Source organism: Microbacterium sp. IEGM 1404 (assembly GCF_030056775.1).
Lineage (GTDB): Bacteria > Actinomycetota > Actinomycetes > Actinomycetales > Microbacteriaceae > Microbacterium.
Map to the genome: position 1 here is coordinate 212,459 of NZ_JASHKP010000004.1, position 25,069 is coordinate 237,527.

General features: G+C 72.6%; 31 protein-coding genes. 13 read left to right on the forward strand and 18 right to left on the reverse strand.

Features of this window, described 5'->3' with window-relative positions:
* Window positions 1-41: 41 nt before the first annotated feature.
* Window positions 42-920 (reverse strand): formate dehydrogenase accessory sulfurtransferase FdhD, encoded by an 879-nt coding sequence (gene fdhD / locus QM517_RS15390; protein WP_077050979.1) that lies wholly within the window; start codon window positions 918-920, stop codon window positions 42-44.
* A 158-nt stretch (window positions 921-1,078) separates the two neighbouring features.
* Here fdhD and QM517_RS15395 point away from each other — a divergent pair, with 158 nt between their 5' ends.
* The 3 genes from QM517_RS15395 to QM517_RS15405 all read left to right on the forward strand — a co-directional run bounded on the left by QM517_RS15395 (window position 1,079) and on the right by QM517_RS15405 (window position 3,114).
* Complete coding sequence (locus QM517_RS15395) at window positions 1,079-1,672, forward strand: hypothetical protein (protein WP_283288654.1); 594 nt, start codon at window positions 1,079-1,081, stop codon at window positions 1,670-1,672.
* Window positions 1,673-1,744: 72 nt separating this feature from the next.
* Entirely contained in the window at window positions 1,745-2,500 is a 756-nt protein-coding gene (locus QM517_RS15400) for a YcnI family copper-binding membrane protein (protein WP_077050978.1), read from the forward strand.
* A 2-nt stretch (window positions 2,501-2,502) separates the two neighbouring features.
* Window positions 2,503-3,114, forward strand: coding sequence for a copper resistance CopC family protein (locus tag QM517_RS15405; protein ID WP_160897615.1), 612 nt, complete (start codon window positions 2,503-2,505; stop codon window positions 3,112-3,114).
* Between the two features lie 35 nt (window positions 3,115-3,149).
* Here QM517_RS15405 and QM517_RS15410 read toward each other — a convergent pair whose 3' ends face one another.
* A complete protein-coding gene (locus QM517_RS15410) occupies window positions 3,150-3,638 on the reverse strand; it encodes a DUF1990 family protein (RefSeq protein WP_283288655.1) in 489 nt (162 codons plus the stop codon).
* Window positions 3,639-3,729: 91 nt separating this feature from the next.
* Here QM517_RS15410 and QM517_RS15415 point away from each other — a divergent pair, with 91 nt between their 5' ends.
* From QM517_RS15415 to QM517_RS15425, 3 genes are read left to right on the forward strand one after another with little or no spacing between them, the layout of a single operon-like run.
* Window positions 3,730-4,944 (forward strand): molybdopterin molybdotransferase MoeA, encoded by a 1,215-nt coding sequence (locus QM517_RS15415; RefSeq protein WP_283288656.1) that lies wholly within the window; start codon window positions 3,730-3,732, stop codon window positions 4,942-4,944.
* The gene (gene mobA / locus QM517_RS15420) at window positions 4,941-5,525 is read left to right on the forward strand and encodes a molybdenum cofactor guanylyltransferase (RefSeq protein WP_283288658.1); all 585 of its coding nucleotides are present in this window, start codon (window positions 4,941-4,943) and stop codon (window positions 5,523-5,525) included. The genes QM517_RS15415 and mobA overlap by 4 nt, the downstream gene beginning before the upstream one ends.
* Window positions 5,522-5,791 carry a DUF6457 domain-containing protein gene (locus QM517_RS15425; RefSeq protein ID WP_283288661.1) on the forward strand — a complete coding sequence of 90 codons (270 nt, stop codon included), beginning with the start codon at window positions 5,522-5,524 and terminating at the stop codon, window positions 5,789-5,791. Before mobA ends, QM517_RS15425 begins: the two co-directional genes overlap by 4 nt.
* 13 nt (window positions 5,792-5,804) lie before the next feature.
* Here QM517_RS15425 and QM517_RS15430 read toward each other — a convergent pair whose 3' ends face one another.
* The 3 genes from QM517_RS15430 to QM517_RS15440 all read right to left on the reverse strand — a co-directional run bounded on the left by QM517_RS15430 (window position 5,805) and on the right by QM517_RS15440 (window position 7,696).
* The gene (locus QM517_RS15430; RefSeq protein WP_283288662.1) at window positions 5,805-6,200 is read right to left on the reverse strand and encodes a type II toxin-antitoxin system VapC family toxin; all 396 of its coding nucleotides are present in this window, start codon (window positions 6,198-6,200) and stop codon (window positions 5,805-5,807) included.
* On the reverse strand, window positions 6,197-6,439 hold the full coding sequence (locus QM517_RS15435) for a type II toxin-antitoxin system Phd/YefM family antitoxin (protein WP_283288664.1): 243 nt from the start codon (window positions 6,437-6,439) through the stop codon (window positions 6,197-6,199). Before QM517_RS15435 ends, QM517_RS15430 begins: the two co-directional genes overlap by 4 nt.
* Before the next feature lie 75 nt (window positions 6,440-6,514).
* Window positions 6,515-7,696: a citrate/2-methylcitrate synthase gene (locus QM517_RS15440; protein ID WP_283288666.1), complete on the reverse strand. Its 1,182-nt coding sequence runs from the start codon at window positions 7,694-7,696 to the stop codon at window positions 6,515-6,517.
* A gap of 52 nt (window positions 7,697-7,748) precedes the next feature.
* Here QM517_RS15440 and QM517_RS15445 point away from each other — a divergent pair, with 52 nt between their 5' ends.
* Entirely contained in the window at window positions 7,749-8,843 is a 1,095-nt protein-coding gene (locus QM517_RS15445; protein ID WP_283288668.1) for a citrate synthase, read from the forward strand.
* Between the two features lie 323 nt (window positions 8,844-9,166).
* Here the strand turns inward: QM517_RS15445 and QM517_RS15450 are convergent, their stop codons facing one another.
* The gene (locus tag QM517_RS15450; protein ID WP_077050965.1) at window positions 9,167-9,541 is read right to left on the reverse strand and encodes a hypothetical protein; all 375 of its coding nucleotides are present in this window, start codon (window positions 9,539-9,541) and stop codon (window positions 9,167-9,169) included.
* A 75-nt stretch (window positions 9,542-9,616) separates the two neighbouring features.
* Here QM517_RS15450 and QM517_RS15455 point away from each other — a divergent pair, with 75 nt between their 5' ends.
* On the forward strand, window positions 9,617-10,363 hold the full coding sequence (locus tag QM517_RS15455) for a DUF429 domain-containing protein (protein WP_283288671.1): 747 nt from the start codon (window positions 9,617-9,619) through the stop codon (window positions 10,361-10,363).
* Window positions 10,364-10,397: 34 nt separating this feature from the next.
* Here QM517_RS15455 and QM517_RS15460 read toward each other — a convergent pair whose 3' ends face one another.
* Window positions 10,398-11,150: an SDR family NAD(P)-dependent oxidoreductase gene (locus tag QM517_RS15460; protein ID WP_283288673.1), complete on the reverse strand. Its 753-nt coding sequence runs from the start codon at window positions 11,148-11,150 to the stop codon at window positions 10,398-10,400.
* 182 nt (window positions 11,151-11,332) lie between these two features.
* Between QM517_RS15460 and QM517_RS15465 the strand changes: the two genes are divergently transcribed.
* Window positions 11,333-11,698 (forward strand): ArsR/SmtB family transcription factor, encoded by a 366-nt coding sequence (locus QM517_RS15465; RefSeq protein WP_077050962.1) that lies wholly within the window; start codon window positions 11,333-11,335, stop codon window positions 11,696-11,698.
* Between the two features lie 18 nt (window positions 11,699-11,716).
* The gene (locus tag QM517_RS15470; protein WP_283288676.1) at window positions 11,717-12,694 is read left to right on the forward strand and encodes an SRPBCC family protein; all 978 of its coding nucleotides are present in this window, start codon (window positions 11,717-11,719) and stop codon (window positions 12,692-12,694) included.
* Window positions 12,695-12,753: 59 nt separating this feature from the next.
* Here the strand turns inward: QM517_RS15470 and QM517_RS15475 are convergent, their stop codons facing one another.
* The 3 genes from QM517_RS15475 to QM517_RS15485 all read right to left on the reverse strand — a co-directional run bounded on the left by QM517_RS15475 (window position 12,754) and on the right by QM517_RS15485 (window position 15,032).
* Window positions 12,754-13,197, reverse strand: a complete 444-nt coding sequence (locus tag QM517_RS15475) for a hypothetical protein (protein WP_077050960.1) — start codon at window positions 13,195-13,197, stop codon at window positions 12,754-12,756.
* A gap of 141 nt (window positions 13,198-13,338) precedes the next feature.
* The gene (gene sufU, locus QM517_RS15480) at window positions 13,339-13,794 is read right to left on the reverse strand and encodes a Fe-S cluster assembly sulfur transfer protein SufU (RefSeq protein WP_283288679.1); all 456 of its coding nucleotides are present in this window, start codon (window positions 13,792-13,794) and stop codon (window positions 13,339-13,341) included.
* On the reverse strand, window positions 13,791-15,032 hold the full coding sequence (locus QM517_RS15485; RefSeq protein ID WP_283288681.1) for an aminotransferase class V-fold PLP-dependent enzyme: 1,242 nt from the start codon (window positions 15,030-15,032) through the stop codon (window positions 13,791-13,793). The genes sufU and QM517_RS15485 overlap by 4 nt, the downstream gene beginning before the upstream one ends.
* Window positions 15,033-15,277: 245 nt before the next feature.
* On the opposite strand from QM517_RS15485, the gene QM517_RS15490 reads away from it, so the two are divergent.
* On the forward strand, window positions 15,278-15,751 hold the full coding sequence (locus tag QM517_RS15490) for a hypothetical protein (protein WP_283288683.1): 474 nt from the start codon (window positions 15,278-15,280) through the stop codon (window positions 15,749-15,751).
* Window positions 15,752-15,960: 209 nt separating this feature from the next.
* Here QM517_RS15490 and QM517_RS15495 read toward each other — a convergent pair whose 3' ends face one another.
* Genes QM517_RS15495 through QM517_RS15530 form a run of 8 tightly spaced genes read right to left on the reverse strand, consistent with a single transcriptional unit; the run spans window position 15,961 to window position 24,057 of the window.
* Complete coding sequence (locus QM517_RS15495) at window positions 15,961-16,632, reverse strand: response regulator (RefSeq protein WP_077050956.1); 672 nt, start codon at window positions 16,630-16,632, stop codon at window positions 15,961-15,963.
* Window positions 16,629-19,166 carry a DUF4118 domain-containing protein gene (locus tag QM517_RS15500; RefSeq protein ID WP_283288685.1) on the reverse strand — a complete coding sequence of 846 codons (2,538 nt, stop codon included), beginning with the start codon at window positions 19,164-19,166 and terminating at the stop codon, window positions 16,629-16,631. Before QM517_RS15500 ends, QM517_RS15495 begins: the two co-directional genes overlap by 4 nt.
* The gene (locus QM517_RS15505) at window positions 19,163-19,366 is read right to left on the reverse strand and encodes a hypothetical protein (protein WP_283288686.1); all 204 of its coding nucleotides are present in this window, start codon (window positions 19,364-19,366) and stop codon (window positions 19,163-19,165) included. The genes QM517_RS15500 and QM517_RS15505 overlap by 4 nt, the downstream gene beginning before the upstream one ends.
* A gap of 18 nt (window positions 19,367-19,384) precedes the next feature.
* On the reverse strand, window positions 19,385-19,969 hold the full coding sequence (gene kdpC / locus QM517_RS15510; protein WP_283288688.1) for a potassium-transporting ATPase subunit KdpC: 585 nt from the start codon (window positions 19,967-19,969) through the stop codon (window positions 19,385-19,387).
* 11 nt (window positions 19,970-19,980) lie between these two features.
* On the reverse strand, window positions 19,981-22,125 hold the full coding sequence (gene kdpB / locus QM517_RS15515; protein WP_283288690.1) for a potassium-transporting ATPase subunit KdpB: 2,145 nt from the start codon (window positions 22,123-22,125) through the stop codon (window positions 19,981-19,983).
* Between the two features lie 2 nt (window positions 22,126-22,127).
* Entirely contained in the window at window positions 22,128-23,810 is a 1,683-nt protein-coding gene (kdpA, locus tag QM517_RS15520) for a potassium-transporting ATPase subunit KdpA (RefSeq protein WP_283288691.1), read from the reverse strand.
* Window positions 23,810-23,890: a K(+)-transporting ATPase subunit F gene (kdpF, locus tag QM517_RS15525; RefSeq protein ID WP_077050950.1), complete on the reverse strand. Its 81-nt coding sequence runs from the start codon at window positions 23,888-23,890 to the stop codon at window positions 23,810-23,812. Before kdpF ends, kdpA begins: the two co-directional genes overlap by 1 nt.
* Window positions 23,887-24,057, reverse strand: coding sequence for a hypothetical protein (locus QM517_RS15530; protein WP_175627576.1), 171 nt, complete (start codon window positions 24,055-24,057; stop codon window positions 23,887-23,889). The genes kdpF and QM517_RS15530 overlap by 4 nt, the downstream gene beginning before the upstream one ends.
* A gap of 317 nt (window positions 24,058-24,374) precedes the next feature.
* Here QM517_RS15530 and QM517_RS15535 point away from each other — a divergent pair, with 317 nt between their 5' ends.
* Entirely contained in the window at window positions 24,375-24,704 is a 330-nt protein-coding gene (locus QM517_RS15535; protein WP_077050949.1) for a PadR family transcriptional regulator, read from the forward strand.
* 1 nt (window position 24,705) lies between these two features.
* A complete protein-coding gene (locus QM517_RS15540; protein WP_283288694.1) occupies window positions 24,706-25,065 on the forward strand; it encodes a DUF1048 domain-containing protein in 360 nt (119 codons plus the stop codon).
* The last annotated feature ends 4 nt before the right edge of the window (window positions 25,066-25,069 follow it).

Sequence of the window (25,069 nt, forward strand, 5' to 3'; positions counted from 1 at the left end):
CGGCGCCGAGTCGGTGGCATCCACACACCGTGCGCCTGCCGTCAGCGTACGCCGGAGCTTTCCGCGAGTGCGGGGGTTGTGGATGGAACGAGGATGCGATCCGGACGTGTGTAGAGGTTCATGCTGCCGCCGCGGACGAACCCCGCGACGGTGAGTCCCGCGCGCTCCGCGAGCTCGATCGCGAGAGACGACGGCGCGGACACGGCGGACAGGATCGGGATGCCGGCCATCACGGCCTTCTGCACCAGCTCGAAGCTCACGCGGCCCGACACCTGCAGCACGGTGCCGCGCAGCGGCAGCCGGTCGTTGAGCAGGGCCCAGCCGACGACCTTGTCGACGGCGTTGTGTCGTCCGACGTCTTCCCGGACGACGAGCATCTCGCCGGTCGCGATGTCGAAGAGCGCCGCGGCGTGCAGTCCGCCGGTCTTCTCGAACACCTTCTGCCCCTCGCGGAGCCGGTCGGGGAAGCCGGCGAGGTCGACGGCATCGACCCGGATGCCATCCTCCGACACGTCATACGACGACACCTTCTCGACGGCCTCGATGGATGCCGTGCCGCACACGCCGCACGAACTCGTGGTGTAGAAGTTGCGGGCGATGTCGGGGGAGGGGAGCGTCACACCGGGAGCGAGCGTGAGGTCGAGGACGTTGTAGGTGTTGCCGTCGGCGCCGCCCGTGCCCGGTCCGCCGCAGTGGATCGCCCGCGCGAACTGGTCGCCGCGGTGGAGGACGCCCTCCGACACGAGGAATCCGGCCGCGAGTTCGACGTCGTGCCCGGGCGTGCGCATCGTCACCGACAGCGGGGAACCGGCGACCCGGATCTCGAGCGGCTCCTCGACGGCGACCACGTCCGGCCGCTGCCGGTTCACGCCGTCCAGCGTGATGCGGGTGACGCGACGCGGAGCGGTCAGGCGGCCCATGTCAGGACCGGCCGCGCGAGGAGGGGGACATGGGTCGAGCGTACGCCCGGCCGACGGGCGCGGGGCGGCACCGGGGACCGCCGCCGCGGGGCGCCATACAGCGCCGAGGTGTCCGACCCGTGTGGTGGAATGGCAGCGAACGGATGGAGAGGACCGACATGTCGGCACGGGCGGGGCGCGCGCGCCGCGCGGCACGCGGGGTCTCCGCTGCCGTGGTCGCGACGTTGGTCGCGACACTGTCGCACACCGTCGCCGCCGGCGAGCTCCCCTCCGTGCTCAACGTCGTCCTGGCCCTGAGCCTCGCCTCGCCGCTGTGCATCGCCCTCGTCGGACGCACCGTGTCCTGGTGGCGTCTGACGGCCGCGATCGCCGCCAGTCAGTTGCTGTTCCACTCGCTGCTGGCCCTCGACCTGAGCGGGGGCATCGCGACGGCCGGGCATCACGGCGAGGCGGTCGCGCTCGCCGAGGTCGCGGCATCCGGTCACGCTCACGGACTCACGGGCACCGAGTCGCCCTGGATGTGGCTGGCGCACGCGTTCGCCGCGGGGGTCACGGTCCTCGCGCTGGGCTCGGGGGAACGCGCGCTGCGCGCGGTCGCCGGGCTGCTGTCCGACACCTTCCGTGCGCTGGTGCCCCTGACGGCACCGCGCCCGCTCGCGCTGCCCCGGGTGCGTCCGGAGCCGCCGCTGCTGACGGTCGGCATGACCGTCCTGTCGGTGATGAGGCATCGGGGCCCGCCGCTTCCGGCGTAGAACCCTCCCACCTCCTCACCCCTCGCGTTCCGGCGTGCGATCACGCCTGCGCACATTCAGAAAGCAGCATTCATGTCCCGTTCCCTCTCGCGCGCCCTCGTGGGCGCGGCCGCCGGCCTCGCCCTCGCTCTGGGCGTGCCCCTCGCGGCATCCGCACACGTCACCGTCAACCCGAACACCGCCACCCCGGGCAGCTACGCCACGGTGAACTTCCGCGTTCCGACCGAGTCCGAGACAGCCTCTACCGTCAAGGTCGAGGTGACGCTCCCGACCGACACCCCGTTCACCGCCGTTCTCGTGCAGCCGGTGCCCGGCTGGACGGCGACCGTCGAGAAGGGCGCCTACCCCGCGCCCGTCGAGGTCGACGGCAACACCGTCAGCGACGGACCGCTGAAGATCGTCTGGCAGGCCGACCCCGGCGTGGGCATCGGCCAGGACCAGTTCCAGGTCTTCTCGGCCGTCCTCGGACCCGTGCCCGACACCGGACACGTCGTCCTCCCGGCCGTGCAGACGTACTCCGACGGCGAGGTCGTGAACTGGTCGGCGACTCCCGACGAGGTCGCCGCCGACGACACGCTCGAGCCCGCTCCCGTGCTGTACATCAACGACGCGCCCCCGACCACGGGTCACGGTGCGTCGCACGACACGTCGACCGCGGCACCCGCGGCCGACGGACATGACGACCACACCATGTCCGAGGCGTCGGCGTCGTCCACGGACGGTTCCGCGGGCGCGGCCCTGGGCCTCAGCATCGCCGCGCTCGTGATCGGCATCGGCGGCGCGGTGCTGGGCGCACTGGCGTTCGCCCGCCGTCCGAAGAAGGCCTGACCGTGCGCGCGCTCACGGCGCCCCGGCGTCGAGTCGGCGTCCTCAGCCTCATCGTCGCCGCGGTCGCCGTGGGCGCCGCGTTCGGCGGGGCACAGGCCGCATCGGCCCACGACAGCCTTGTCTCGTCGACGCCGGCGGCGGATGCGACGGTGTCGACGGCATCCGATGTGGAGCTGACGTTCAGCGCCAACCTCCTCGGTGCCGACGGGGGGAACGAGGTGATCGTGGTCGGGCCGGACGCCCGTCACTACGAGACCGACTGCACCGCGCTCGCCGGTCCGACGCTGACCACCCCGGTCGAGCTCGGGGCCGCCGGCGAGTACCAGGTGACGTGGCGGGCGGTGTCGTCCGACGGGCACCCCGTGTCGGGAACCTACGCGTTCTCGTACGCGCCCGCCGCGGGAGAGCCGGTCGGCCAGGGCGCCGAGTCGTCGCCCTGCGCGGGCGTCGCTTCGCAGCAGGCGGAGGCGGCACCGGATGCCGCGGCGCCCGCGGCCGCACCCTCGGGGCTGGTGATCGGTCTGTCCGTCGGTGGCGTGGCGGTCATCGTGGTCGGCGTCGTCATCGCGCTGCTCCTGCGGCCGCGCCGGAAGGGCGACGCCGACGCCGAGTGACGCGAACGGGGAGGGGCTGCGGCCCCTCCCCGTTCTCAGCGCGTCGGGGAGTCGAGGGTGCAGAGGTACCGCTGGGTCATGTGGCGCTGCACGAGACGGTTCACCGGCCACGCGAGGCGCGTGAACCAGCGGCCCGGACGCGAGAACGCCGTGATCGTGAAGGTCACCTCTCCCGAGGGGGCCAGGGTCAGTTCGAACCGTTCCTCGCCGCTCTCGGGGTGCCCGGGCAGTGAACCGTAGGCGAAACCGGCGTGGTCGTCGTCGCGCTCCGCCCACACGACCAGACACGGGATGCCGAACGGGCCGAGCCGCATGTCGATCCGGGTTCCGACGCGCAGCGGCGTCTGCGACAACTGCACGGTCGCTCCCGCCCGCCGCTGCACCGCTCCGCACAGGAGCGCGTCGGCGGCCTGCTCGAACGCCACCCGGCCGCGACCGATCACGCGTTCCGCGCGCACGTGGTGATACCCCGGCGGCAGCCGCCCCGCCGTCGCCCCGATCTCGGGGTAGGTCAGGTCGCTCATGCCGCACACGGTACTCGCGCGCGGCCGTCGCGGGCGAGGCTTGCGAACGGGACCGGACCGGATGCCAGGACCCGCCGCCTACGCTGAGGGAATGCCTGTGATCGCGGTCTCCGCGCACCTCTCCGCGATCCTCGCCGCGGTCGTTCCGCTTCCGGCTGAGGAGCGACCTCTCGCGCACGCCCGCGGCCGAGTGCTGCGGCATCCGGTGCACGCGGCCGTCGACGTGCCCGGCTTCGACAACTCGGCCATGGACGGGTTCGCCGTGCGGGTCGATGACGTCGCGACCGTCCCCGTCACGCTCCGGGTGGTGGCCGACCTGCCGGCGGGGACGCCGCGAAACCCAGCACTGGGGCCCGGCGAAGCCGCGCGGATCATGACCGGCGCTCCCGTGCCGACGGATGCCACGGCCGTCGTCCCCTTCGAGGACACCCGTCTCGGCCTCGACGGGTCGCTGTCCGAGACCGAGGTGCTGATCGCCCCGCGCGGGCCCGGTGCCCACATCCGCCGGCGCGGGTCGGACACGCCCGCCGGCGCCGTGATCGCCCCCGCCGGAGCGCGGCTGACCGCCGCGCGGATCGCCGCGATCGCGGCATCCGGAACCGCGTCCGTCGAGATCGCCCGGGCGCCGAGGGTCGCCGTGATCTCGACCGGGTCGGAACTCGTCGCGCCCGGGATGCCGCTGCGGCACGGGCAGATCCCGGAGTCGAACAGCTACCTGCTCGCGGGTCTCGCCGAGGAGGCGGGGGCCGAGGTCGTGCTCCGCGCCAGCATCGCCGACGAGGGCGACGGACCGCGGGCATCGATCGCCGAGGCCGAGCGGCTCGGGGCGGACGTCGTCGTGTTCTCGGGCGGGGTGAGCGCGGGCGCGTACGAGGTCGTGAAGAACAGCCTGGGCGACCTGCTGTCGTTCGTGCAGGTCGCGATGCAGCCCGCGCGGCCGCAGGGCTTCGGGCGGACGGCCGCGGGAACCCTCGTGTTCGGTCTGCCGGGAAACCCGGTGAGTGCGGCGGTGTCGTTCGAGGTGTTCGTCCGCCCCGCGCTGCGCGCCTTGGAGGGGCACTCCGGCGAGGACCGCACGGTCGTCCGCCTGCCGCTCGCCGAGGGGTGGCGAGTGCGCGCCGACCGGGTGCAGTACGTTCCCGTGCGGCTCGACCGGACCGATCCCGCCGCGTGGCGCGCCGTGCCGCCCGCGCCCGGCACCCGCGGCTCCACCCGCGGTCTCGGCGACGCGGACGGCTACGCCGTGATCCCGCCGGGCGAGCGCGACCTCGAGCCCGGCGACCTCGTCGAGGTGCGGGTCGGATGAGCCTCGACGCGATCCTGCTCGCGGGAGGCCGGGCCGCCCGTGTCGGTGGAGCGCGGAAACCCCTGTTCCGGCTCGACGGAGAGACGCTCCTGACCCGTGCCGTGGCGGCGGCCCGGGGCGTCGAGGCCGCGCGGATCGTCGTCGCCGCGCCGGTCCTCGCGCCCGACCTCGACGTCATCTGGGTGCGCGAGGATCCGCCGTTCGGCGGTCCCGTCGCCGGGACCGTCGCGGCACTCGCCGCGGTCGAGGCCGAGGAGGTGCTGCTCCTCGCGTGCGACCTCGTCGACCCGGCGGCCGCGGTCGGCGCCCTTCCGCCGATCCCCGGCGGCGCCGACGGCGTGTGCCTGGCCGAGGGCGGCCGACCCCAGTGGCTCACGGGCCGATACCGGACCGCGGCGCTCCGCGCGGCGGCATCCACGATTCCCGGAGGCGGACGGGATGCCGCGATGCGGGCGCTTCTCTCGAGCTTGCGGATCGCGTTCGTCGACGCGCCCGCGGCGCTATCGCGCGACATCGACACGTGGGACGATCTGACGGCGGTCGGAGGCTCGGCCGCGAGCGAGCCCGAGGAGGAGCCGTGACCGAATCCCGCACCCTGCCGCCCGAGGCGCTGAACGAGTGGAGCGCCGCGCTCGCCGAGCGCTTCGGCCTCGCCGAGGGCGATGTGCCCATCTCGCTGATCCTCGACCTGGCGCGCGACGTCGCGAACGGCGTGGCTCGGCCGGCAGCGCCGCTGAGCGCGTTCGTCGCGGGTCTCGTCGCGGGCCGCGACGGGGGGACGCCCGCCGACACCGAGGCCGCCGTCGCCGCGGTGGTCGAGCTGGCGAAGGAGTGGCAAGCGGGCTGAGCGCCGGGCGGTGTCATCCACCGCCGATCACGTCTACTGCCAGACCGCCCGAGGCGCCCGCGAGGCGCGCATCGTTGGTCCAGAACGCGGTGCACCCCGCACGCTGGGCGACGGCGAGGTGCAGCGCGTCCGCCGTCTGCAGTCCGCGGTGCCGCGCCCGAAGCCGAGCGGCGCGGAGATAGTCGTCATCGTCGAGGGGGAGGAGCTCGAAGCGGTCGAGGGCGTTCCACATCTGCGCCTGTGGCAGTGCGTCTCCCGCTCGCATCGGGCCGACGAGCGCCTCGAGCATCACCAGCGGGCTCGTCGCGAGCGGCTCGTCGGAACCGGCGAGAGCTTCACGGGCTCGGCTCCCGACGCCGTCGTCGCGCTCGACGGCGTAGATGACGAGACAGCTGTCGACGTAGATCACGCCCTGTTCTCGGCGATCACGGCCTCGATCTCATCGACCGGACGCGCCAGGTCAGGAGTCAGGGGGTTCTCCGCGAGCCATTGCGCGAAGGCGTTGCTCGCCCGTCGCGGCTCGGGGGCGATCGGCACGATCCGCGCGACAGGGATACCCCGTCGTGCGATCGTGACCTCGACGCCGGACTCGGCGTCGGCGATGAGCCGCGAGAGGTGGTTCCGGGCCTCCAGGACGTTGTACATCATGTCCGGCAACCTAGCCAGGTCCCTGGTGAGGACGAGCGCGAAGGCGGACGCTTTCACCTCCGGCCGCCCGGAACTTCATGGCCCGACGTACTCGCCGCGCGGACGCAGCCGCATCGCGGGCTCGGCGTACTCGGCGGCGATGTGGGCGATCCACCCGGCCGTCCGCCCGACGACGAAGATCGTGGCCGCGGTGTCCTCGGGAAGCCGGGCCGCCGAGGCGAGCGCCGCCAGAGCCAGGTCGACGTTCGGCGCGAGGCGCGCGCGATCGGCGACGACCTCCTGCAGTCGGCGCACGGCATCCATCGTTCCCTTGCCATCGGGCAGCGCGGCCAAGAGTGGGAACAGGGCGTCGGCCCGATCGTCGACGCTGTCGTAGAGCGGATGACCGAATCCCGGGATGCCATTGCCCTCCTGCAGCGCCTCGGCCAGGGCCCGCTCCGGCTCCAGACCGCGACGCACCCGGGCCAGGAGGCGCGCCGTGCGCGTCGCTGCGGAGACGTGGAGGGGGGAATCGGCGGCGCCGAGCGCCGCGCTGACCGCGGCGTACCCGTCGGCGCGCGCGGAGGCCGCCACGCGCGCCGCGAAGGTCGACACCGCCAGATCGTGGTCGATGAGCAGCACGAGGGTGGCGTTGACGGCCGCGACGACCGGGTCCGACGGGCCGGGGATCCAGGCGGTGACGAGGGAGCGCGCGAGATCGGGGTGCGGGTGTCCGCCGAGGGCGACGGGGAGTCCGGTCACGAGGGTCCAGCCGATGCGATACGCCGTCTCCGGGCTCGCCTCGCGGCGCAGCGGATCGTCGGCGGCGAAGCCCGTCAGGGCCGCGCGCAGTCGGTCCATCGGGCCCGTGTGGAGCGGTAGCGCCTGCACCATCGCGCGTGCGGAGCCGATCGCGGTGTCGGGCGCGTCGACGCGCTCGGCATCCCACAGCCACGCGACGACCTCGGCGAACGGGCGGTCGATCAGGTCGCGGGCGCGGCGACCGCGGTAGAGGAGCTCGCCGTCCTCGATGTCGGCCACATCGGTGCGGATCACCCCGAGGGGCAGACCGGTCGTCGGGTGCGCGGGAGTGTGTGCGGCCGTGCGCCGACGTGCGGCGGCGAACGCCTCGACCTCGAGCGCGTCGAACGTCGACCCGCGCGCGTCGCGGTCGCGCGCAAGCAGACCGCGCGAGACGTAGGCGTACAGCGTCGCGGGCTTGACGTCGAGGCGGGAGGCGGCCTGGGCGGCGGTGAGGCGGGCGAGTGACGGCGGCACATTGATCCGATCAACGTTGACGGTGTGATCGTCATGTTCGCACACTGAGCGCATGAGCGAGCTGATCGATGTGCCCCGCGGACTGACGGGAGTGGTGGCGGCCGAAACCGCCATCGGCGACGTGGATGGCGAGGCCGGGATGTACCACTACCGCGGAATCCCGGCAGTGGATCTCGCGCGCGAGCGCACGTTCGAAGACGTCTGGCACCTGCTGGTCGTGGGTGAGCTCCCGGATGCCACGACCCGGGCATCCTTCCTCGACCTGGTCGCGCAGGCCGCCGCCCACCCCGCCGTCGACCGTGTCGTCGAGACCGTGGTGGCCCGCACCGACGACCCGCTCACCGCGCTGCGCGCGGCCTGGCCGCTGCTGGCATCCGCTCGGGGAACCCGTCCGCTGTACGACCTCGACGAGCGCGGGCGGCTCGACGACGCGATCGCCTTCGCGGCGGTCGCCCCGCGCGTGATCGCCGCCGTCGCCCGCGGCGCCGACCCCGGCCCGACGGGGCCGGTCGTCTCCGGCTACCTCGCCGCGCTCACCGGCATCCATCCCGATCCCGCGCACGAGCGCGCGCTGACGGCGTACCTCATCGCCGCGATGGACCACGGCTTCAACGCCTCGACGTTCACCGCGCGGGTCATCGCCTCGACCGGCGCGGGCATGGCCGCGTGCCTCACCGGCGCGCTGGGGGCGCTGTCCGGACCGCTGCACGGCGGAGCGCCGGCGCGGTCGCTGGAGAGCCTCGACCGCGCGGGTGACGACCCGGAGTCGTGGATCCGCGCCGAGCTCGCCGCCGGCCGTCGGCTGATGGGCTTCGGCCACGCGGTGTACCGCACGACCGACCCGCGTTCCGCGCTGCTGCGCGCGGTCGCCGAGAGCTTCGGCGGACCGCGCGTTGCGCAGGCTCTGGCGTTCCAGGGCACGGCCGAGAGGCTCCTCGCCCAGCACAAGCCCGACCGGCCGCTGCACGCCAACGTCGAGTTCTACGCCGCCGTCGTCATGGAGGAGTGCGGCATCCCTCCCGAGATGTTCACGCCCACATTCGCCCTGGCCCGGACCGTCGGGTGGACGGCGCACATCCTCGAGCAGGCGCGCGACCCGAAGATCATCCGCCCGTCCGCGCGGTACGTCGGGCGGGCGCCCGCGTAGGCCTGCGGCGTCGCCGGCCCGGGCCGGCGCACGGGGTTGAGTGTCCAAGACACGCCGCATCCCGGCCGCGCCATGCGGCGTGTCTTGGACACTGAGGCGCGCCATGCTCTGCGCCCCCGGCGCCCCGGCGGTTCGGTGTCCAGGACACGCCGTATCCCGACCGCGCGATGCGGCGTGTCTTGGACACTGGGTCGCGCCATGCTCTGCGCCCCCGGCGCCCGGGCGGTTCGGTGTCCAGGACACGCGGGTGCCGCGGCATCCCGTCCGCGTGTCTTGGACACTCGACCGGGGGGCGGGGGCTGTGCCGCACCGCGGCCGCGACCTCAGCTCAGGAAGAGCGCGCCGCTGAAGAGGCCGATCGAGATCGACAGCAGGAACGCCGCGACCCCCGCGATGAAGCCGGCGGCGGCCAGCTCGCGCGCCATGCGCGCATTCAGGCTCAGGATGCCGAGCACGAACGACACGAGCGCCAGGGCCCAGATGCCGATCTGGATCCAGAGGAACTGGTCGAGCTCCGCCACGGCGCTGACCGACACCAGGAAGATGTGCCAGCCGACCACGATCACGCCCGTGATGACCGCGAGGATCGACACGACACGCAGGTCGCCGCGCGGCGTCGGGGGTGCGGGGGGCTGATCCCGCGGCGGCACGTGCTGGCCCGGCTCGAGGGAGTCGGGGAGAGCGTCGTCGGCGGGCATGGGTCGATCCTCGCAGGTTCGCCGCCCCCGCGGCGAGAGGGCTCCGATGTCGACGCCCCCGCGTAGCCTGCGGGGATGAGAACGATCGGCGTCGACCTGGCCGCCGGGGTGCCCGGCACCGCCCTCGCCGAGATCGTGTGGTCGGGCGGCGGTGCGCGGCTCGCGCGGCTCGAGGTGGGAGTCGACGACGCCGCGATCGTGGCATCCGTCGGCGACGGCGCGTGGCTGGGGCTGGACTGTCCGCTCGGCTGGCCCGACGCGTTCGTCGACTTCGTGCGCGCGCACCACGCCGGAGCGGAGCCCGAGCTCGGTCCCGTCGACGGGGGCGCCGACTGGCGTCGCGGCCTCGTCTACCGCCGCACCGACGTCGTGGTGCGCGAGCGCATCGGACGGTGGCCGCTGAGCGTCTCCACAGATCGGCTCGGCGTGACGGCGCTGCGCGGAGCGGGACTGCTCCGACGGCTCGCCGCCGCGGGATTCCCCGTCGACCGCGCCGGGGAGGGGCGTCTGTTCGAGGTGTATCCCGGCGGCGCCCTGCGGATCTGGGGGTTCGACACCCGGAAATACCGGGTGGATGCCACCCGCCGGGCCGACCTGCTCGTCGTGCTGCGGCAGCGGGCACCGTGGTTCGACGTCGGTCCGCACGCGGCGCTCGCCGTGGCATCCGCCGACGCGTTCGACGCGATGATCGCGGCGCTCTCCACGCGCGCCGCGGCTCTCGGCCGTTTCTCGCGTCCGGGCGCCGGCGACGCCGAAGCCGCAAGGCGCGAGGGGTGGGTGGCGCTGCCCGAGGGGGAGTTCGAGGAGCTCGCGCGGCCCTGACCCGCCCGGGGCCCGGGCCGCGCGGCATCCGGGATCAGGAGGCGGTGTAGCCGCCGTCGACCAGGTGGTAGCTGCCGGTCACGAAGCTCGCGGCGTCGCTGGCGAGGAACGCGATGAGGTGCGCGACCTCGTCGGGCTTGCCGAGGCGGCCGATGGGGTGCTTGCTGACCAGGAACTCCTTGACGTCGTCACCGACGCCGTCCAGCAGCGGGGTGTCGATGAAGCCGGGGCCCACCGAGTTCACGCGGACGCCCTGCGCCGAGTACTCCAGCGCGGCGGTCTTCGTCATGCCGACGACGGCGTGCTTCGCGGCGACGTACGCGGGCGACGTGGCGAAGCCGACGCTGCCGAGGATCGAGGCGATGTTGACGACCGAGCCGCCGCCGTTCGCGAGGATCGAGGGGATCTGCGCCTTCATGTTGCGGAAGACGGCGTTGAGGTTGATGGCGATGACCTTGTCCCAGGCCTCGTCGGTGTACTCCGCCGTCGGTGCGGCGGCGCCGCCGATGCCGGCGTTGTTCACGCCGATGCGCAGCGGCGCGAGGGTGTTCGCCAGCTCGACCGACGACGCGATCCAGGCGCTGTCGGTGGCGTCGCCGACGGAGGCCTCGGCGGTTCCGCCGGCCGCGCGGATCTCGTCCACGACCGCGTTCGCGTTGTCGGCGTTGAGGTCGTTCACGACCACGGCGGCGCCGTTGCGGGCAAGGAGGAGAGCGGTCGAGCGTCCGATCCCGCTGCCCGCTCCCGTCACGATCGCCGAACGGTTCGCTACGTCGTACTGGGCCATGGGTGGCCTTCTTCCCGGGCGGGCGCGGTGCCGGGAGATCTTCTCGGACGGTCCGTCCTCGTCCTTCGACCCTACGCCCGCGCGAGAGGGGTGGATGCGCATGAATGGATATTGGGCGGAGTGCAACAACGCTGCGCGAGGGGCCTTGCCACCGTTCACCCCTGCTGCTAACGTGCAACCAAATGGTTGAACGAATCGCACCCACCGACACCGACATCGACCGCGTGTTCCACGCGCTGGCCGACGCGACGCGTCGCGACATCGTGCGCCGCACGCTCGTGGCCGAGCAGTCGGTGTCGGCGCTCGCGGCGGGATACGCGATGTCGTTCGCGGCGGTGTCGAAGCACGTCGGCGTGCTCGTCGAGGCCGGACTCGTCCGCAAGCGCGCCGACGGGAGGGAGCGTCTCGTGAGCGCCGAACCCGAGGCCATCGCCCGCGTGCAGCGCCTCCTCCGCTCGTACGAAGACCTCTGGCGAGGACGCATCGACCGCCTCGACGCCCTCCTCGCCGAAGACCCGGATGCCACGGCATCCACCGGACCGAACTGAAAGACGAAGGAGTCCCTCATGCCTGTCACATCCGTCGAGACCGACACCGAAGCGCTCACCCTGACCCTCGTCGCCGACTTCCCGGTCGGCCCCGAACGGCTGTGGGCGGTCTTCACCGACCCCCGTCAGCTCGAGCGGGTGTGGGGTCCTCCCGGGTGGCCGTCGACCTTCGACACGTTCGAGTTCGCCCCCGGCGGCCGGGCGACGTACCGCATGACGTCGCCGACCGGCGAGAACGCGAACGGCTCCTGGGAGTTCCTCTCCATCGACCCGCCGCGCGGATACGAGGTGGTCGACTCCTTCGCCGACGAGAACGGCGAGCCGCTCGAGTCGATGCCGGCGATGCGCATGGCGCTGACGTTCGAAGCGACGCCCGAGGGCTCGCGCCTCACGAGCGTGTCGCGCTTCGCGTCGGCCGAGGCGCTCGAACAGGTCGTGGCGATGGGCGTCGTCGACGGCTCGACCCTCGCGATGAACCAGCTCGACATCGTGGTGCAGGACCTCCGCGACTACGCGCAGGGAAAGGGCACGCAGCTCGAGGTGCTGAGCGACCAGCACGTGCGCATCACGCGGCTCATCGACGGTCCGCGCGACCTCGTGTGGCGCGCGCACACCGATCCCGACCTGATGCGACGCTGGCTGCTCGGCCCCGACGGCTGGCGCATGACGGTGTGCGAGATCGGCGACACCGTCGGCGCGACGTACCGCACCGCGTGGGCACCCGAACCGGGGACCGAGGGCGAGGCCTTCGGGTTCGACGGCGAGGTGCTGTACATCGAGGCGCCGCGGCGCGTCGTCCAGACCGAGCGCATGAGCGGCACCGACTTCCCGTCCACGAAGAACGACCTCTCGCTCTACGAGGAGGACGGCGTGACGCTCCTGACCCTGCTCATCGAGTACCCGGATGCCGCCACCCGCGACATGGTCCTCGCCACCGGCATGATCGGCGGCATGGAAGACAGCTACCGGCGGCTCGAGGGAGTGCTCGTCCGCTGAGGTGCGGCATCCACGGGTCCGTCCGCCAGATCCATGGATGCCGGCTCCCCGGCGCTGTGTCAGGCGGCCGGGGCCGCCCGGCGCACCAGTTCGCGGATTCTCTGCTCGACCTCGGGCGTGACCTCGATCACGGCGTACGAGACGGCCCACATGGGTCCGTCGTCGAGCTGCGCCGTCTCATCGAAGCTCACGGTGCCGTAGCGCGTCTTGAACTTCGAGCCCGGCTGGTAGAACACCACGACCTTGCCGTCCTTCGCGTACGCCGGGAAGCCGTAGTACGTCTTGGGCGAGAGGTGCGGCGCCTCCTCGAGCACGATGACGTGCACGCGCTCCGCGACCGCGCGGTCGGTGCCCTCGAGCTTGTCGATCGCCTCGAGGCAGGCCTCGTTCTCCTTCTCGAGCTTCGCCGCGCCCTTCAGCCCCTTCATGGCCTTGAGCTCCTCGGCGCGCTGCTTCATCGCCGCGCGTTCTTCGTCGCTGAATCCTGCTCCGCTGGCCGCCATGGCATCCGTCCCTTCGACGTCGTCGCTCCGCAGGATAGCGCCGACGACGGCCGCGCAGGGTGGGGGATCCGCGCCCGGTCAGCCAGGACCGACGGGATGCCACGGAGATTGCGCGGATCGCGGAGTTCCTGCCCACACAGGTCAGGCCTGACGCAGGCCTTCCTCCAGCGCGACCCAGGCGAGCATCGCGCACTTCACGCGCGCGGTGTACTTCGAGACGCCGGAGAGCGCGGCGGCGTCGCCGAACGTCTCCTCGTCGAGGGGGATCTGGCCGCGCGAGCGCAGTGCCTCACGGAAGCGACCGATCAGCGCCTCGGCGTCACCGAGCGGCATCCCGTCATCTCCGCCGTCCTCGTCGAGCAGGGCGACGAGCATCGACGCGGACGCCTGCGAGATCGAGCAGCCCGCGCCCTCCCAGCTGACGGATACCACGCGGTCGCCGTCGACGTCGACCCGCAACGTGATCTCGTCGCCGCAGATCGGGTTGCGCTGGTGCACCGTGGCGCTGTGCGCTCCGGGGTCGGCCAGTCCGAAGCCGCGGCGGTTCTTCGAGTGGTCGAGGATCAGGTCCTGGTACAGGGACTCCAGCCCGCTCATGCGCTCACCCCGAAGAAGCTGCGGACGCCGGAAACGGCATCCAGGAAGGTGTCGACCTCGTCGGTCGTGGTGTGGACCGCCGCGCTCGCGCGCACCGACGCGGTGAGGCCGAAACGGCGGTGCAGCGGCTGGGCGCAGTGGTGCCCGACGCGGACCGCGACGCCGCGGCTGTCGAGGAACTGCCCCACGTCGTGCGCGTGGACCCCCTCGACGTCGAACGCCTGCAGGGCGACGCGGTCGGCGGCATCCGTGTCTCCGAGCAGACGGATGCCGGCGATCGAGCGCAGTCCCTCCCGCAGGCGCCGTTCGAGCGCGGCCTCGTGCGCGTGCGCGGCCGCGCGATCGAGAGCGCCGAACCAGCGGACGGCGGCGGCGAGCCCGATCGCTTGCGACACCGGCTGCGTGCCGGCCTCGAAGCGCTGCGGCGGCGGCAGGAACTCGGCCTTCTCGAGCGTGACGGTGGTGATCATGGATCCGCCGGTGGTGAACGGCGGCAGCGAGTCCAGCACGTCCTCGCGACCCCAGAGGCCGCCGATCGCGTACGGACCGAAGATCTTGTGGCCCGAGAAGACGGCCAGGTCGACGCCGGATGCCGGCAGGTCGAGCACGAGGTGCGGGGCCGACTGGCACGCGTCGAGGACGGTCAACGCGCCCACGCTCCGCGCGAGGGCGACGAGCTCGGCGACGGGGTTCACGATGCCCAGGACGTTCGAGACGTGCGGGAAGGCGACGACCTTCGTGCGCGCGCCGATGAGGCTTTCCGCCGCGGCCATGTCGAGCGTGCCGTCGTCGTGCACCGGGATGTGGCGCAGGCGCGCGCCGGTGCGGGCGGCGAGCTCCTGCCACGGGATGAGGTTCGCGTGATGCTCGCTCTCGGTCACCACGATCTCGTCGCCCTCGCGGAGGCGCCCGGCGTAGCCGAGGGAACCCGCGACGAGGTTGAGGCCCGCGGTCGCGCCGGAGGTCCAGACGAGCTGCTCGGGCGTGCCGCCGACGAACTCCGCGACGGCGGCGCGGGCGTCTTCGAACAGTTCCGTCGCTTCGGCGGCGAGCGTGTGCGCACCCCGGTGCACCGCGGAGTTGGCGGTCTCGAGGAAGTCGCGCTCGGCATCCAGGACCGCGCGCGGCTTCTGGCTCGTCGCGCCCGAGTCGAGGTAGACGAGGGGGCGGCCGTCGATCTCGGTGCCGAGGATCGGGAACTCGGCCCGCACCGCGGCCACGTCGAAGGGGAGTGTCACCCCTCCAGGCTACGCGGCGGCGGCCGGGCGCGGGTGGGGCCCCACCCGCGCGGCCCCACCCGCTGACTTCGGCCGAACGTACGCCGGCGGGGTGATCCCGCGTGCATTCGGCCCGAGTCGACGGAGGGGGTGGAGGGGCGGGGGCGAGGGGCGGGCGGGGCGGCGCCGTGAGGATCGCGGCAGCGGCCGCACGGAAAACGTCAGCGCCGCAGAAGCCCGGCCCCGCGCGGCGTAGACCGGATGCCATGACCCTCACCACCCTCCTTCCCACCCTGCGCGCGAGCATCCCGGCGCCCTTCGACGCGACCGCGTGGCCCGCCGGATCGGTCCCGACGCTCGACGATGTCACCGTCCGCGCGGTGTCGGTCGTCCGCTACGCCGACATCTGCGGCACGCCGTGCGTCTGCACGGGCCCCGCGGTGATCCCGGCGTCGGGAGGGGTGGCATCCGGAATCCACTCGACGACCGTGGTGGTCGCGACGGTGGTGGATGCCGAGGGCCGGGCGCTCCGGATCGACGCGTGCGTCGCAGAGCTCGGCGCGGTGTGGCGCGAGGCGCGTCTGCTCGGCCGGGTGTCGCACGCGTACGACGTGGAGTTCGCCGTCGTGGATGCGGCGGGGCGCGCGGTCGGGAGCGTGACCCTGCCGGACGACGTGCGGGGCGGTGACCGCATCGCCTTCCCGTGCCCCGGATGCCACACGGTCGGCGAGGTCCGCTGATGCTCCTGCACTCGATCGTCTACGCCTGCCGCTGCGCCCGCGTGCAGGCCGAGTTCGAGGCCGCGGAGGCAGCGGACCGCGCGCTCGAGCCCCCGACGACCCGATGACTTCGGGCGAGTGCTCGCCCCCGCGCCGGTCTCGCGTACGTTCGCGGCGAGTCAGCGTCTCGGGAGCGGGGCGGCGCCGCACGGCGGGCGGGGGAGCGCGCTCTACAGCACCAGCCGGTATCCCATGCCCTGCTCGGTCAGCAGGTGCGCGGGGGTCGAGGGCTCGGCTTCGAGCTTCTTCCGCAGCTGCGACATGTACAGGCGCAGATATCCGCTGTCGGCGACCTGCTCGCTGGCCCAGATCTCCTTGAGGAGCGTCTGCCGCGTCACGAGCGAGCCCGGGTTCCGGGCGAGGAACTCCAGCATCCGCCACTCGGTCGGCGTGAGGTGCACGCGCGCACCGGCGCGGGTGACGGCCTTCGCGGCGAGGTCGACCTCGACGTCTCCGAACCGCACCACCGACTCGCCGCTCGACGGCATCGACCGCCGCGCGTGCACCCGGAGGCGCGCGAGCAGCTCATCGATCTGGAACGGCTTGGTGACGTAGTCGTCGGCGCCGGCATCCAGCGCCTCGACCTTGTCGGCCGAGCCGGTGCGCCCCGACACGACGATGATCGGCGCGGTCGTCCACCCGCGCAGCGCCTGGATCACCTGCACGCCGTCGAGGTGCGGCATCCCGAGGTCGAGGAGCACGATGTCGGGATGCGCTTGGGCGGCGAGCGTGATCGCCGCCGCCCCGTCGGCCGCGGCGACGACGTCGTATCCGTGCGCGGCGAGGGTGATCCGCAGCGCCCGCACGAGCTGCGGGTCGTCGTCGGCGATGAGGACCTTCATCGGGTCTCCGTTCGGGGGAGGGATGCCGAGGCCCCGGCGCCGGGAGCCGTCTGATCGGCGACCGGCAGCGCCACCACCATCGTGAGGCCTCCACCGGGGGTGTCCTCGGGCGTGAGGGTTGCGCCCATGCCCTCGGCGAAGCCGCGCGAGAGCGCCAGCCCCAGGCCGAGGCCGACGGTGTTGTCGGTGTCGCCGAGGCGCTGGAACGGCGCGAACATGTCGCCGCGACGCTCGGGGGCGACCCCGGGCCCGTGGTCGATCACGCGGATCTCGGCGACTCCGCCCAGACGGCTCGTCGCCACCCGTGCGCGCCCTCCGGAAGGCGTGAATCGGACGGCGTTGCTGAGGACGTTCACGAGCACACGCTGCAGCAGCACCGGATCGGCCCGCAGCGGCGGCAGGTCGGGATCGAGCGCGAGCTCGACGTCGTCGGGACCGAGGCCCAGCTCATCCAGCGCCGCGAGAACGACACCGGCAGAATCCACCGGCCCGAGCGACACCGCGAGCACTCCGGCCTGCACGCGGCTGACGTCCAGCAGGTCGGTGACGAGCACCGACAGCGTGGCCAGGCTCTCGTCCGCGGTCTCCAGCAGCTCGCGGCGATCGTCCGCGGAGAGGTGATCGCCGGCGGCGCGCAGGCCGCCGAGGGCGGCGACGGCGGCGGCGAGCGGCCGGCGCAGGTCGTGGCTCACCGCCGAGAGCAGGGCGCTGCGCACCTGGTCGGTCGCGGCCAGCACTCCCGCCTCGGCGGCGGTCTCGGCCAGATCGGTGCGCTCCAGGGCTGCGGCGAGCTGCGCGACGACGACGTCGAGGAGCCGCCGCTCGGTGGCATCCAGGTCTCTGCCGTGCAGTTCGAGACGGGCGCGTCCGTCGCCGACGGGGATCTCGACGCGTCGGCCGTCCCGCACCGGTTCGCCGTCGGTGGCGAGCACCGACCCGTCGGATGCCACGAGTCGCACCCCCGCGAGCCCGAACGCCTCACGGGCACGGGCGACCAGCGCCGGCACCGCGCTCTCTCCGCGCAGGACGCTGCCGGCAACGGTGGCGAGCAGCTCGGATTCGGCGGCGGCGCGGCGCGCGGCACGGGCGCGGCGGGCTGCCTGGTCGACGACGACGCTGACGAGCATCGCGATGATGACGTAGAGCACGAGGGCGATCGCGTGGATCGGGTCGGCGATCGTGACCGTGTAAAGCGGCTGGATGAACAGGAAGTCGAGGGTCAGGCCCGAGAGCACCGCCGCGAAGACCGCGGGCCAGATGCCGCCGATCAGGGCCACGACGACGACGAGCAGCTGGTAGGCGAGGACGTCGGTGGTGATCGACTCGTCGGTGCCCGTGGCGATGAGGAGCCACGACAGCAGCGGGCCGCCCGCGAGCGCCGTGACGAAGCCGAGGATGCGGCGCTTCGCGCTCAGCGCGGGGCCCGTGAGGCGCGGCAGCGCGAACCGTCCGCCCGCGCGCGCGTGGTTGACGATGTGCACGTCGATGTCGCCGGAGAGGCGGATGACGGTCGCGCCGATGCCGGGGCCCGTGAGGGCTGCGCCGAGGCGTCCCCGCCGGCTGACGCCGATGACGAGCTGCGACGCGTTCACCGAGCGCGCGAAGTCGACCAGCGCCGCGGCGACGTCGTCGCCCACGACCTGGTGGTACGTCCCGCCGAGCGCCTCCACGAGGGCGCGCTGCACGGCGAGGGCGCCAGGTTCCTCGGCGCGCAGACCGTCCTGCGTCGACACGTGCACGGCGAGCAGCTCGCCGCCGGCCGAACGCGCGGCGATGCGGGCACCGCGGCGGAGCAGCGTCTCACCCTCGGCGCCGCCGGTGAGCGCGACGACGACCCGCTCGCGGGCCTGCCACGACCCCTCGATGCCCTGCTCGACGCGGTACCGCTGGAGCGCCGAGTCGACCTCGTCGGCGAGCCACAGCAGCGCGAGTTCGCGCAACGCCGTGAGGTTGCCGAGCCGGAAGTAGTTCGACAGGGCCGCGTCGATCCGCTCGGCGGGATACACGAACCCGGATGCCAACCGGTCGCGCAGCGACTGCGGCGCGAGGTCGACGACCTCGATCTGGTCGGCCGCGCGGACGACGGCATCCGGAACCGTCTCGCGTTGCACCACGCCGGTGATCTTCTCGACGACGTCGCCGAGCGAGGCGATGTGCTGCACGTTGACCGTCGTGATGACGTCGATGCCCGCGTCGAGGAGCACCTCGACGTCCTGCCACCGCTTCTCGTTCGCCGACCCGGGCGCGTTGGTGTGCGCGAGCTCGTCGACGAGGGCGAGCTGGGGGCGGCGTGCGAGCACGGCATCCAGGTCCATCTCGTCGAGGGCGACGCCCCGGTGCGCGACGTCGCGGCGCGGGACGACCTCGAGTCCCTCGGCCTGAGCGGCGGTGGCGGCGCGGCCGTGGGTCTCGACGATCGCGATGACGACGTCGCGGCCGTCCTCGCGGAGCCGGCGCCCCTCTTCGAGCATCTCGTACGTCTTGCCGACGCCCGGCGCCGCGCCCAGCAGCACGCGCAGGTGCCCGCGCTTCACCGGACGCTCCCGCGGTGGTGCGGCTTCAGTGTCCAAGACACGCCGATGCGGCCCGCGGCCAACGGCGTGTCTTGGACACTCAACCTGGGTGCGGGCGCGAACACGACGCCGGTCGCGGCCGCGAACCCCGCGCCGACCGCGGACGCGCCGAACCGCCGCCGCCCGGGGAGGGCGACGGCGGCGGCGGGAAGCGTGCGCATGTCAGCGATTCTCGCGCGTCATCGGGCGTCCAGCGCGCGGTTGAGCTCGAGGACGTTCACGCGCGGGTCGCCGAGGAAGCCCACGTCACGCGGCAGCGTGTGCTCCGCGACCAGCGCTTCGACGTCGGAGACCGGGATGCCACGGGCCTCGGCGACCCGCGCGACCTGGCGCTCCGCGTTCGCAACGGAGATGTCGGGGTCGAGGCCGGAGGCCGAGGAGGTGACCGCGTCGGCGGGGATCGCGCCGGACCCGTTCAGCGCCTCGAACGCCGCGCGGTTCGTGGAGATCAAGTCGATGAGATCCGCGTTCTCCGGGCCGAGGTTCGACCCGGTCGAGGCGGCGGCGTCCCAGGAGGCGGCGGACGGACGCGACTGGAAGTACTGCGGCAGCGCGGTGCCGTCGGCATCCTGGAACGACTGCGCGATCAGCGACGAGCCGACGACGGTGCCGTCCGCGGAACGCACGAGCGAACCGTTCGCCTGGGACGGGAGGGCGAGCTGGCCGATGCCGGTGATGAGCAGCATGTAGCCGACGCCGAGGAGCACGGTGAAGACGAGCATCGCGCGGACGGCGACGCCGGCGGTACGCAGGGTGGTGCGCATGACGGGGCCTTTCAGAATCCCGGGAGCAGGCTCACGACGAGGTCGATGAGCTTGATGCCGATGAAGGGGACGAGGATGCCGCCGAGCCCGTACACGAGCAGGTTGCGGCTGAGGATGCTCGAGGCGCTCGCCGCGCGGTACTTCACACCGCGGAGGGCGAGGGGGATGAGCACGATGATGACGATCGCGTTGAAGATGATGGCGCTGAGCACCGCGGAGGCCGGCGACGACAGCTGCATGACGTTGAGCACCGCGAGTCCGGGGAAGACGCCCATGAACATCGCCGGGATGATCGCGAAGTACTTCGCGACGTCGTTCGCGAGCGAGAACGTCGTGAGCGCACCGCGCGTGATGAGCAGCTGCTTGCCGATGCGCACGATGTCGATGAGCTTCGTCGGGTCGCTGTCGAGGTCGACCATGTTGCCGGCCTCCTTCGCGGCCGACGTGCCGGTGTTCATCGCGACGCCGACGTCGGCCTGCGCGAGCGCGGGCGCGTCGTTGGTGCCGTCGCCGGTCATGGCGACGAGGTTGCCGCCCTCCTGCTCGCGGCGGATGAGGGCGAGCTTGTCCTCGGGCGTGGCCTCGGCGAGGTAGTCGTCGACGCCGGCCTCGGCGGCGATCGCCTTGGCCGTGAGCGGGTTGTCACCCGTGATCATCACGGTGCGGATGCCCATGGCCCGCAGCTCGCCGAACCGCTCGCGCAGGCCGTCCTTGACGACGTCCTTGAGGTGGATGACGCCGAGCACGCGCCCCTCGCCCGCGGGCGTGAGGGTCGCGACGACCAGCGGGGTGCCGCCGGACTGGGCGATGGCATCCGTCTCCTCCTGCAGCTGCGCGCGCAGCGTCTCGGGAACGGCCGATCCGGATGCCGCGAGCCAGGCGACCACGGCCGACGCGGCGCCCTTGCGGACCTGCGTGCCGTCGGTGAGGTCGAGGCCGCTCATGCGGGTCTGCGCCGTGAACGGCACGGGCTCCGCGCCCCGGGGCATCTCGGCGACGATCCCCTGCGCGGCGGCGAGTTCGACGACCGAGACGCCCTCGGGCGTGGGGTCGGCCTGCGACGACAGCGACGCGTACTCCGCGAGGAGCGGCCCGCCGACGCCCTCGAGAGGGACGAACGCCGACGCGCGACGGTTGCCGTAGGTGATCGTTCCGGTCTTGTCGAGCAGCAGCGTCGTGACGTCGCCCGCGGCTTCGACCGCGCGACCCGACATCGCCAGGACGTTGCGCTGCACCAGGCGGTCCATGCCCGCGATGCCGATCGCGCTCAGGAGCGCCCCGATCGTCGTGGGGATGAGGCACACGAGCAGTGCGACGAGCACCGGGATCGACACCGGCGACGCGGCGTAGGAGGCGATCGAGTTCAGCACCAGGACCACGACGACGAACACGATCGACAGGCTCGCCAGCAGGATGTTCAGCGCGATCTCGTTCGGCGTCCGCTGCCGCGAGGCGCCCTCGACGAGCGCGATCATGCGGTCGACGAACGTTTCGCCGGGCTTCGACGTGATCGTGACGACGATCCGGTCGCTGAGCACGCGCGTGCCGCCGGTGACGGCGCTGCGGTCGCCGCCGGACTCGCGCACCACCGGTGCCGACTCGCCCGTGATCGCCGACTCGTCGACGGTCGCGATGCCCGCCACGATGTCGCCGTCGCCGGGGATCAGCTGCCCGGCCTCGACGAGCACGACGTCGCCCACCCTCAGGTCGCCCGAGGGCACGTCCTCGGTGGCGGCTGCGGTGGCCAGCGGGTCCGCGGGGGAGTACGCCACGACGCGGCGCGCGGTCGTGGTCGTCCGGGTCTTTCGGAGCGTCGCCGCCTGCGCCTTGCCGCGGCCCTCGGCGACCGACTCGGCGATGTTCGCGAAGAACACCGTGAGCCACAGCCAGATCGCGATGCCCCACGTGAAGCCGAACGGCAGCGAGGCGTCGCCGCCGCCGTCGCCGAGGAACGGCTCGGTGAGCGCGATGAGGGTGGTGAGGGCCGCCCCTACCCACACGAGGAACATCACGGGGTTGCGCCACTGCGACGCGGGGTTGAGCTTCTTCGCCGCTCCGGGGAGGGCGGCGACGATCTGCGCGGCGCTGAACGCGCGGCGCGGAGCGACCGGGGTCGGGGCCTCGGCGGGCGCCGGGGCGTGGGTGAGCGTGGACATGGTCAGACGAGTCCTTCGGCCAGGGGTCCCAGGGTGAGGACCGGGAAGTAGGTGAGGGCGGTGACGATGACCGCCACGCCCGCGAGGAGGCCCGCGAACTGCGGGCGGTGCGTCGGCAGGGTGCCGGCGGTGGCGGGGACGGCATCCTGCGCCGCGAGAGAACCGGCCAGGGCGAGCACGAAGACGATCGGCAGGAACCGCCCGAGCAGCATCGCGACCGCGAGGGCCGTGTTGAACCACGGGGTGTTCGCGGTGAGACCCGCGAACGCCGAGCCGTTGTTGTTCGCCGCCGACGTGAAGGCGTAGAGCACTTCGCTCAGGCCGTGCACGCCCGGGTTGAGGATCGAGGTGGTCTCGACGTCGTCCCGGATGCCGGGGAGCGCGAAGCTCAGCGCGGTGCCGGCCAGCACGAGCGTGGGCGTGACGAGGATGTACAGGCTCGCGAGCTTGATCTCGCGCGGCCCGATCTTCTTGCCGAGGTACTCGGGCGTCCGGCCGATGAGGAGGCCGCCGACGAACACCGCGATCACGGCGAGGATCAGCATGCCGTACAGGCCCGAGCCGACGCCGCCGGGCGCGATCTCGCCGAGCATCATGTTGATCATCGGCATCATGCCGCCGAGCGCCGTGTAGCTGTCGTGCATCGAGTTGACGGCACCCGTCGAGGTCAGGGTGCTGGTGGTTCCGAACAGCGTCGAGCCGAAGATGCCGAAGCGCACCTCCTTGCCCTCCATCGCACCGCCGGCGAGCTGCGGGGCCGTCCCGGCGCCGGCGAGCTCGGCCCACGTGAGCAGAGCCGCGGATGCCACGAAGATCGCGCCCATGACGCCGAGGATCGTGTAGCCCTGGCGGTCGTCGCCGACGATCCGGCCGAACGCGCGGGGGAGCGAGAACGGGATCACGAGCATCAGGAAGATCTCCAACAGGTTCGTCCACGGCGCGGGGTTCTCGAACGGGTGCGCCGAGTTGACGTTGAAGAACCCGCCGCCGTTGGTGCCGAGGAGCTTGATCGCCTCTTGGGATGCCACCGGCCCGCCGGGGATCGACTGGGCCGCGCCCGCGAGGGTCGTGGCATCCGTGAACCCGTTCAGGTTCTGGATGACGCCGCCCGTGAGCAGCACGACGGCCGCGACGATCGAGAACGGCAGCAGCAGGCGGTAGGTGCCCCGCACGAGGTCGACCCAGAAGTTGCCGATCACGCCGCTGCGGCGATAAGCGAAGCCGCGCACCAGCGCGACCGCGATCGCGATGCCGACAGCGGCGCTCACGAAGTTCTGGACGGTCAGCGCGGCGAACTGCACCGTGTAGCCGAGCGTCGATTCACCCGCGTACGACTGCCAGTTGGTGTTCGTCACGAACGAGACCGCCGTGTTGAACGACAGGGCCTCGCCGGGGGCGTCGAGTCCGAGCGAGAAGGGCAGCAGCGGCTGCAGGCGCATGAGCGCGTAGACGAACACGACGCCGGCGGCGGAGAACAGCAGCACCGACCGCAGGTACGCCTGCCAGGTCTGGGCACCCCGCGGGTCGACGCCGATGAGGCGATAGGTGCCGCGCTCCACGGCGAGGTCGCGCTCGCCGGTGTAGATGCGCGCGATGTAGTCGCCGAGGGGGCGGTAGGCCAGGCCCAGGGCGACGATGAGGGTGAGGCTGGTCAGGACGATGGACCAGGTGGTTCCGGCATCCATCAGAACTTCTCCGGACGGACGAGCGCGACCACGAGGTAGACGATCGCGGCGACGGCGAGGACGGCGGCGAGGATGCTCATGCGGAGTCGCCCCCTCGCTCGGGTGCGGCGGGGGTCTGCGGGCCGCGGCCGGAGGTGCGCGCGGAGGGAGCGCCGGGCTGCGGGCCCAGCTTCTCGACCCCCTGCGCGATGAGCGCGACCAGCGCGAAGAGCGCCAGGATCGCGACGAGGTAGACGACATCGAGCACGATGACTCCAGGTTCGGGAGCTTCCGCGCGACTGCTGTGGCGCGGGCGCCGCAGGGCGGCACGTGTGTCGATGCAACTCCTGTGCGCCGTGGCATCCCGCGATCCTCACGGTTTCCCTACGGCCCGCCCGCGGACGCATACGGGGCGCTTACGCGTGCGGGGCGCCGACACATCCGGGTTCAGTGTCCAAGACACGCGGTTCGACCCGAGTGGCATCCGCGTGTCTTGGACACTCGACTACGCGGTGCTACTCGCTCTTGCTAGGTACCGGTACTCAGTGTTACTTTGTAGCGGTAGTCAACGTTGAGGAGTACCGCATGGCGAGGCAAGACACCGAAATGCTCAAGGGGGTGCTCGAGGGCGTCGTCCTGGCCGTCCTCTCGCGTCGGCCGGCGTACGGGTACGAGATCACCGCCGATCTCCGCGAGCGGGGGTTCACCGACCTCGCCGAGGGCACGGTATACGCGATCCTCGTCCGCATCGAGCAGCGGGATCTCGTCGACGTCGAGAAGGTGGCATCCGAGAAAGGTCCGCCGCGCAAGGTCTTCACCCTCAACGACACGGGGCGAGAACAGCTCGCCGAATTCTGGACCACTTGGGGTCTGCTCGCCGATCGGCTCGAGCAGCTCCGCGACGAAGGGAACTGACATGGCCTGGTACGAGAAGATCCTCGGCGACCTGGGCGCCAAGAAGCAGTGGCGGGACTACCGGCGCCGCCTCGACGCCCTTCCCGGCCCCTACCGGCAGGCGGGCCGCGCGCTCGAGCGCTACGTGCTCAACCTCGGGCCGAGCGACGACAGCGACGCGCTGATCCGCATGGTGACCGACCTCGCCGACCTGCTCGAGCAGGCCGCCGCGGCCGAGACGCCCATCCGCGACCTGACGGGCGCCGAACCGTCGGTGTTCGCCGAGGAGTTCATGGCGAACTACGGCGACGGCAGTTGGATCGGACGCGAGCGCGCCCGCCTCGCCCGCGCGATCGACGAGGCGGCGCAGTCGCAGGGCTGAGCGC

Excerpts from the sequence above, each read along its gene's own strand:
- fdhD (WP_077050979.1), bottom strand. The coding sequence starts at position 920 with ATGGGCCGCCTGACCGCTCCGCGTCGCGTCACCCGCATCACGCTGGAC.
- QM517_RS15395 (WP_283288654.1), top strand. The coding sequence starts at position 1,079 with ATGTCGGCACGGGCGGGGCGCGCGCGCCGCGCGGCACGCGGGGTCTCC.
- QM517_RS15400 (WP_077050978.1), top strand. The coding sequence starts at position 1,745 with ATGTCCCGTTCCCTCTCGCGCGCCCTCGTGGGCGCGGCCGCCGGCCTC.
- QM517_RS15410 (WP_283288655.1), bottom strand. The coding sequence starts at position 3,638 with ATGAGCGACCTGACCTACCCCGAGATCGGGGCGACGGCGGGGCGGCTG.
- QM517_RS15415 (WP_283288656.1), top strand. The coding sequence starts at position 3,730 with ATGCCTGTGATCGCGGTCTCCGCGCACCTCTCCGCGATCCTCGCCGCG.
- mobA (WP_283288658.1), top strand. The coding sequence starts at position 4,941 with ATGAGCCTCGACGCGATCCTGCTCGCGGGAGGCCGGGCCGCCCGTGTC.
- QM517_RS15435 (WP_283288664.1), bottom strand. The coding sequence starts at position 6,439 with ATGATGTACAACGTCCTGGAGGCCCGGAACCACCTCTCGCGGCTCATC.
- QM517_RS15445 (WP_283288668.1), top strand. The coding sequence starts at position 7,749 with ATGAGCGAGCTGATCGATGTGCCCCGCGGACTGACGGGAGTGGTGGCG.
- QM517_RS15450 (WP_077050965.1), bottom strand. The coding sequence starts at position 9,541 with ATGCCCGCCGACGACGCTCTCCCCGACTCCCTCGAGCCGGGCCAGCAC.
- QM517_RS15455 (WP_283288671.1), top strand. The coding sequence starts at position 9,617 with ATGAGAACGATCGGCGTCGACCTGGCCGCCGGGGTGCCCGGCACCGCC.
- QM517_RS15460 (WP_283288673.1), bottom strand. The coding sequence starts at position 11,150 with ATGGCCCAGTACGACGTAGCGAACCGTTCGGCGATCGTGACGGGAGCG.
- QM517_RS15465 (WP_077050962.1), top strand. The coding sequence starts at position 11,333 with ATGGTTGAACGAATCGCACCCACCGACACCGACATCGACCGCGTGTTC.
- QM517_RS15470 (WP_283288676.1), top strand. The coding sequence starts at position 11,717 with ATGCCTGTCACATCCGTCGAGACCGACACCGAAGCGCTCACCCTGACC.
- QM517_RS15475 (WP_077050960.1), bottom strand. The coding sequence starts at position 13,197 with ATGGCGGCCAGCGGAGCAGGATTCAGCGACGAAGAACGCGCGGCGATG.
- sufU (WP_283288679.1), bottom strand. The coding sequence starts at position 13,794 with ATGAGCGGGCTGGAGTCCCTGTACCAGGACCTGATCCTCGACCACTCG.
- QM517_RS15490 (WP_283288683.1), top strand. The coding sequence starts at position 15,278 with ATGACCCTCACCACCCTCCTTCCCACCCTGCGCGCGAGCATCCCGGCG.
- QM517_RS15495 (WP_077050956.1), bottom strand. The coding sequence starts at position 16,632 with ATGAAGGTCCTCATCGCCGACGACGACCCGCAGCTCGTGCGGGCGCTG.
- QM517_RS15505 (WP_283288686.1), bottom strand. The coding sequence starts at position 19,366 with ATGCGCACGCTTCCCGCCGCCGCCGTCGCCCTCCCCGGGCGGCGGCGG.
- kdpC (WP_283288688.1), bottom strand. The coding sequence starts at position 19,969 with ATGCGCACCACCCTGCGTACCGCCGGCGTCGCCGTCCGCGCGATGCTC.
- kdpB (WP_283288690.1), bottom strand. The coding sequence starts at position 22,125 with ATGTCCACGCTCACCCACGCCCCGGCGCCCGCCGAGGCCCCGACCCCG.
- kdpA (WP_283288691.1), bottom strand. The coding sequence starts at position 23,810 with ATGGATGCCGGAACCACCTGGTCCATCGTCCTGACCAGCCTCACCCTC.
- kdpF (WP_077050950.1), bottom strand. The coding sequence starts at position 23,890 with ATGAGCATCCTCGCCGCCGTCCTCGCCGTCGCCGCGATCGTCTACCTC.
- QM517_RS15535 (WP_077050949.1), top strand. The coding sequence starts at position 24,375 with ATGGCGAGGCAAGACACCGAAATGCTCAAGGGGGTGCTCGAGGGCGTC.
- QM517_RS15540 (WP_283288694.1), top strand. The coding sequence starts at position 24,706 with ATGGCCTGGTACGAGAAGATCCTCGGCGACCTGGGCGCCAAGAAGCAG.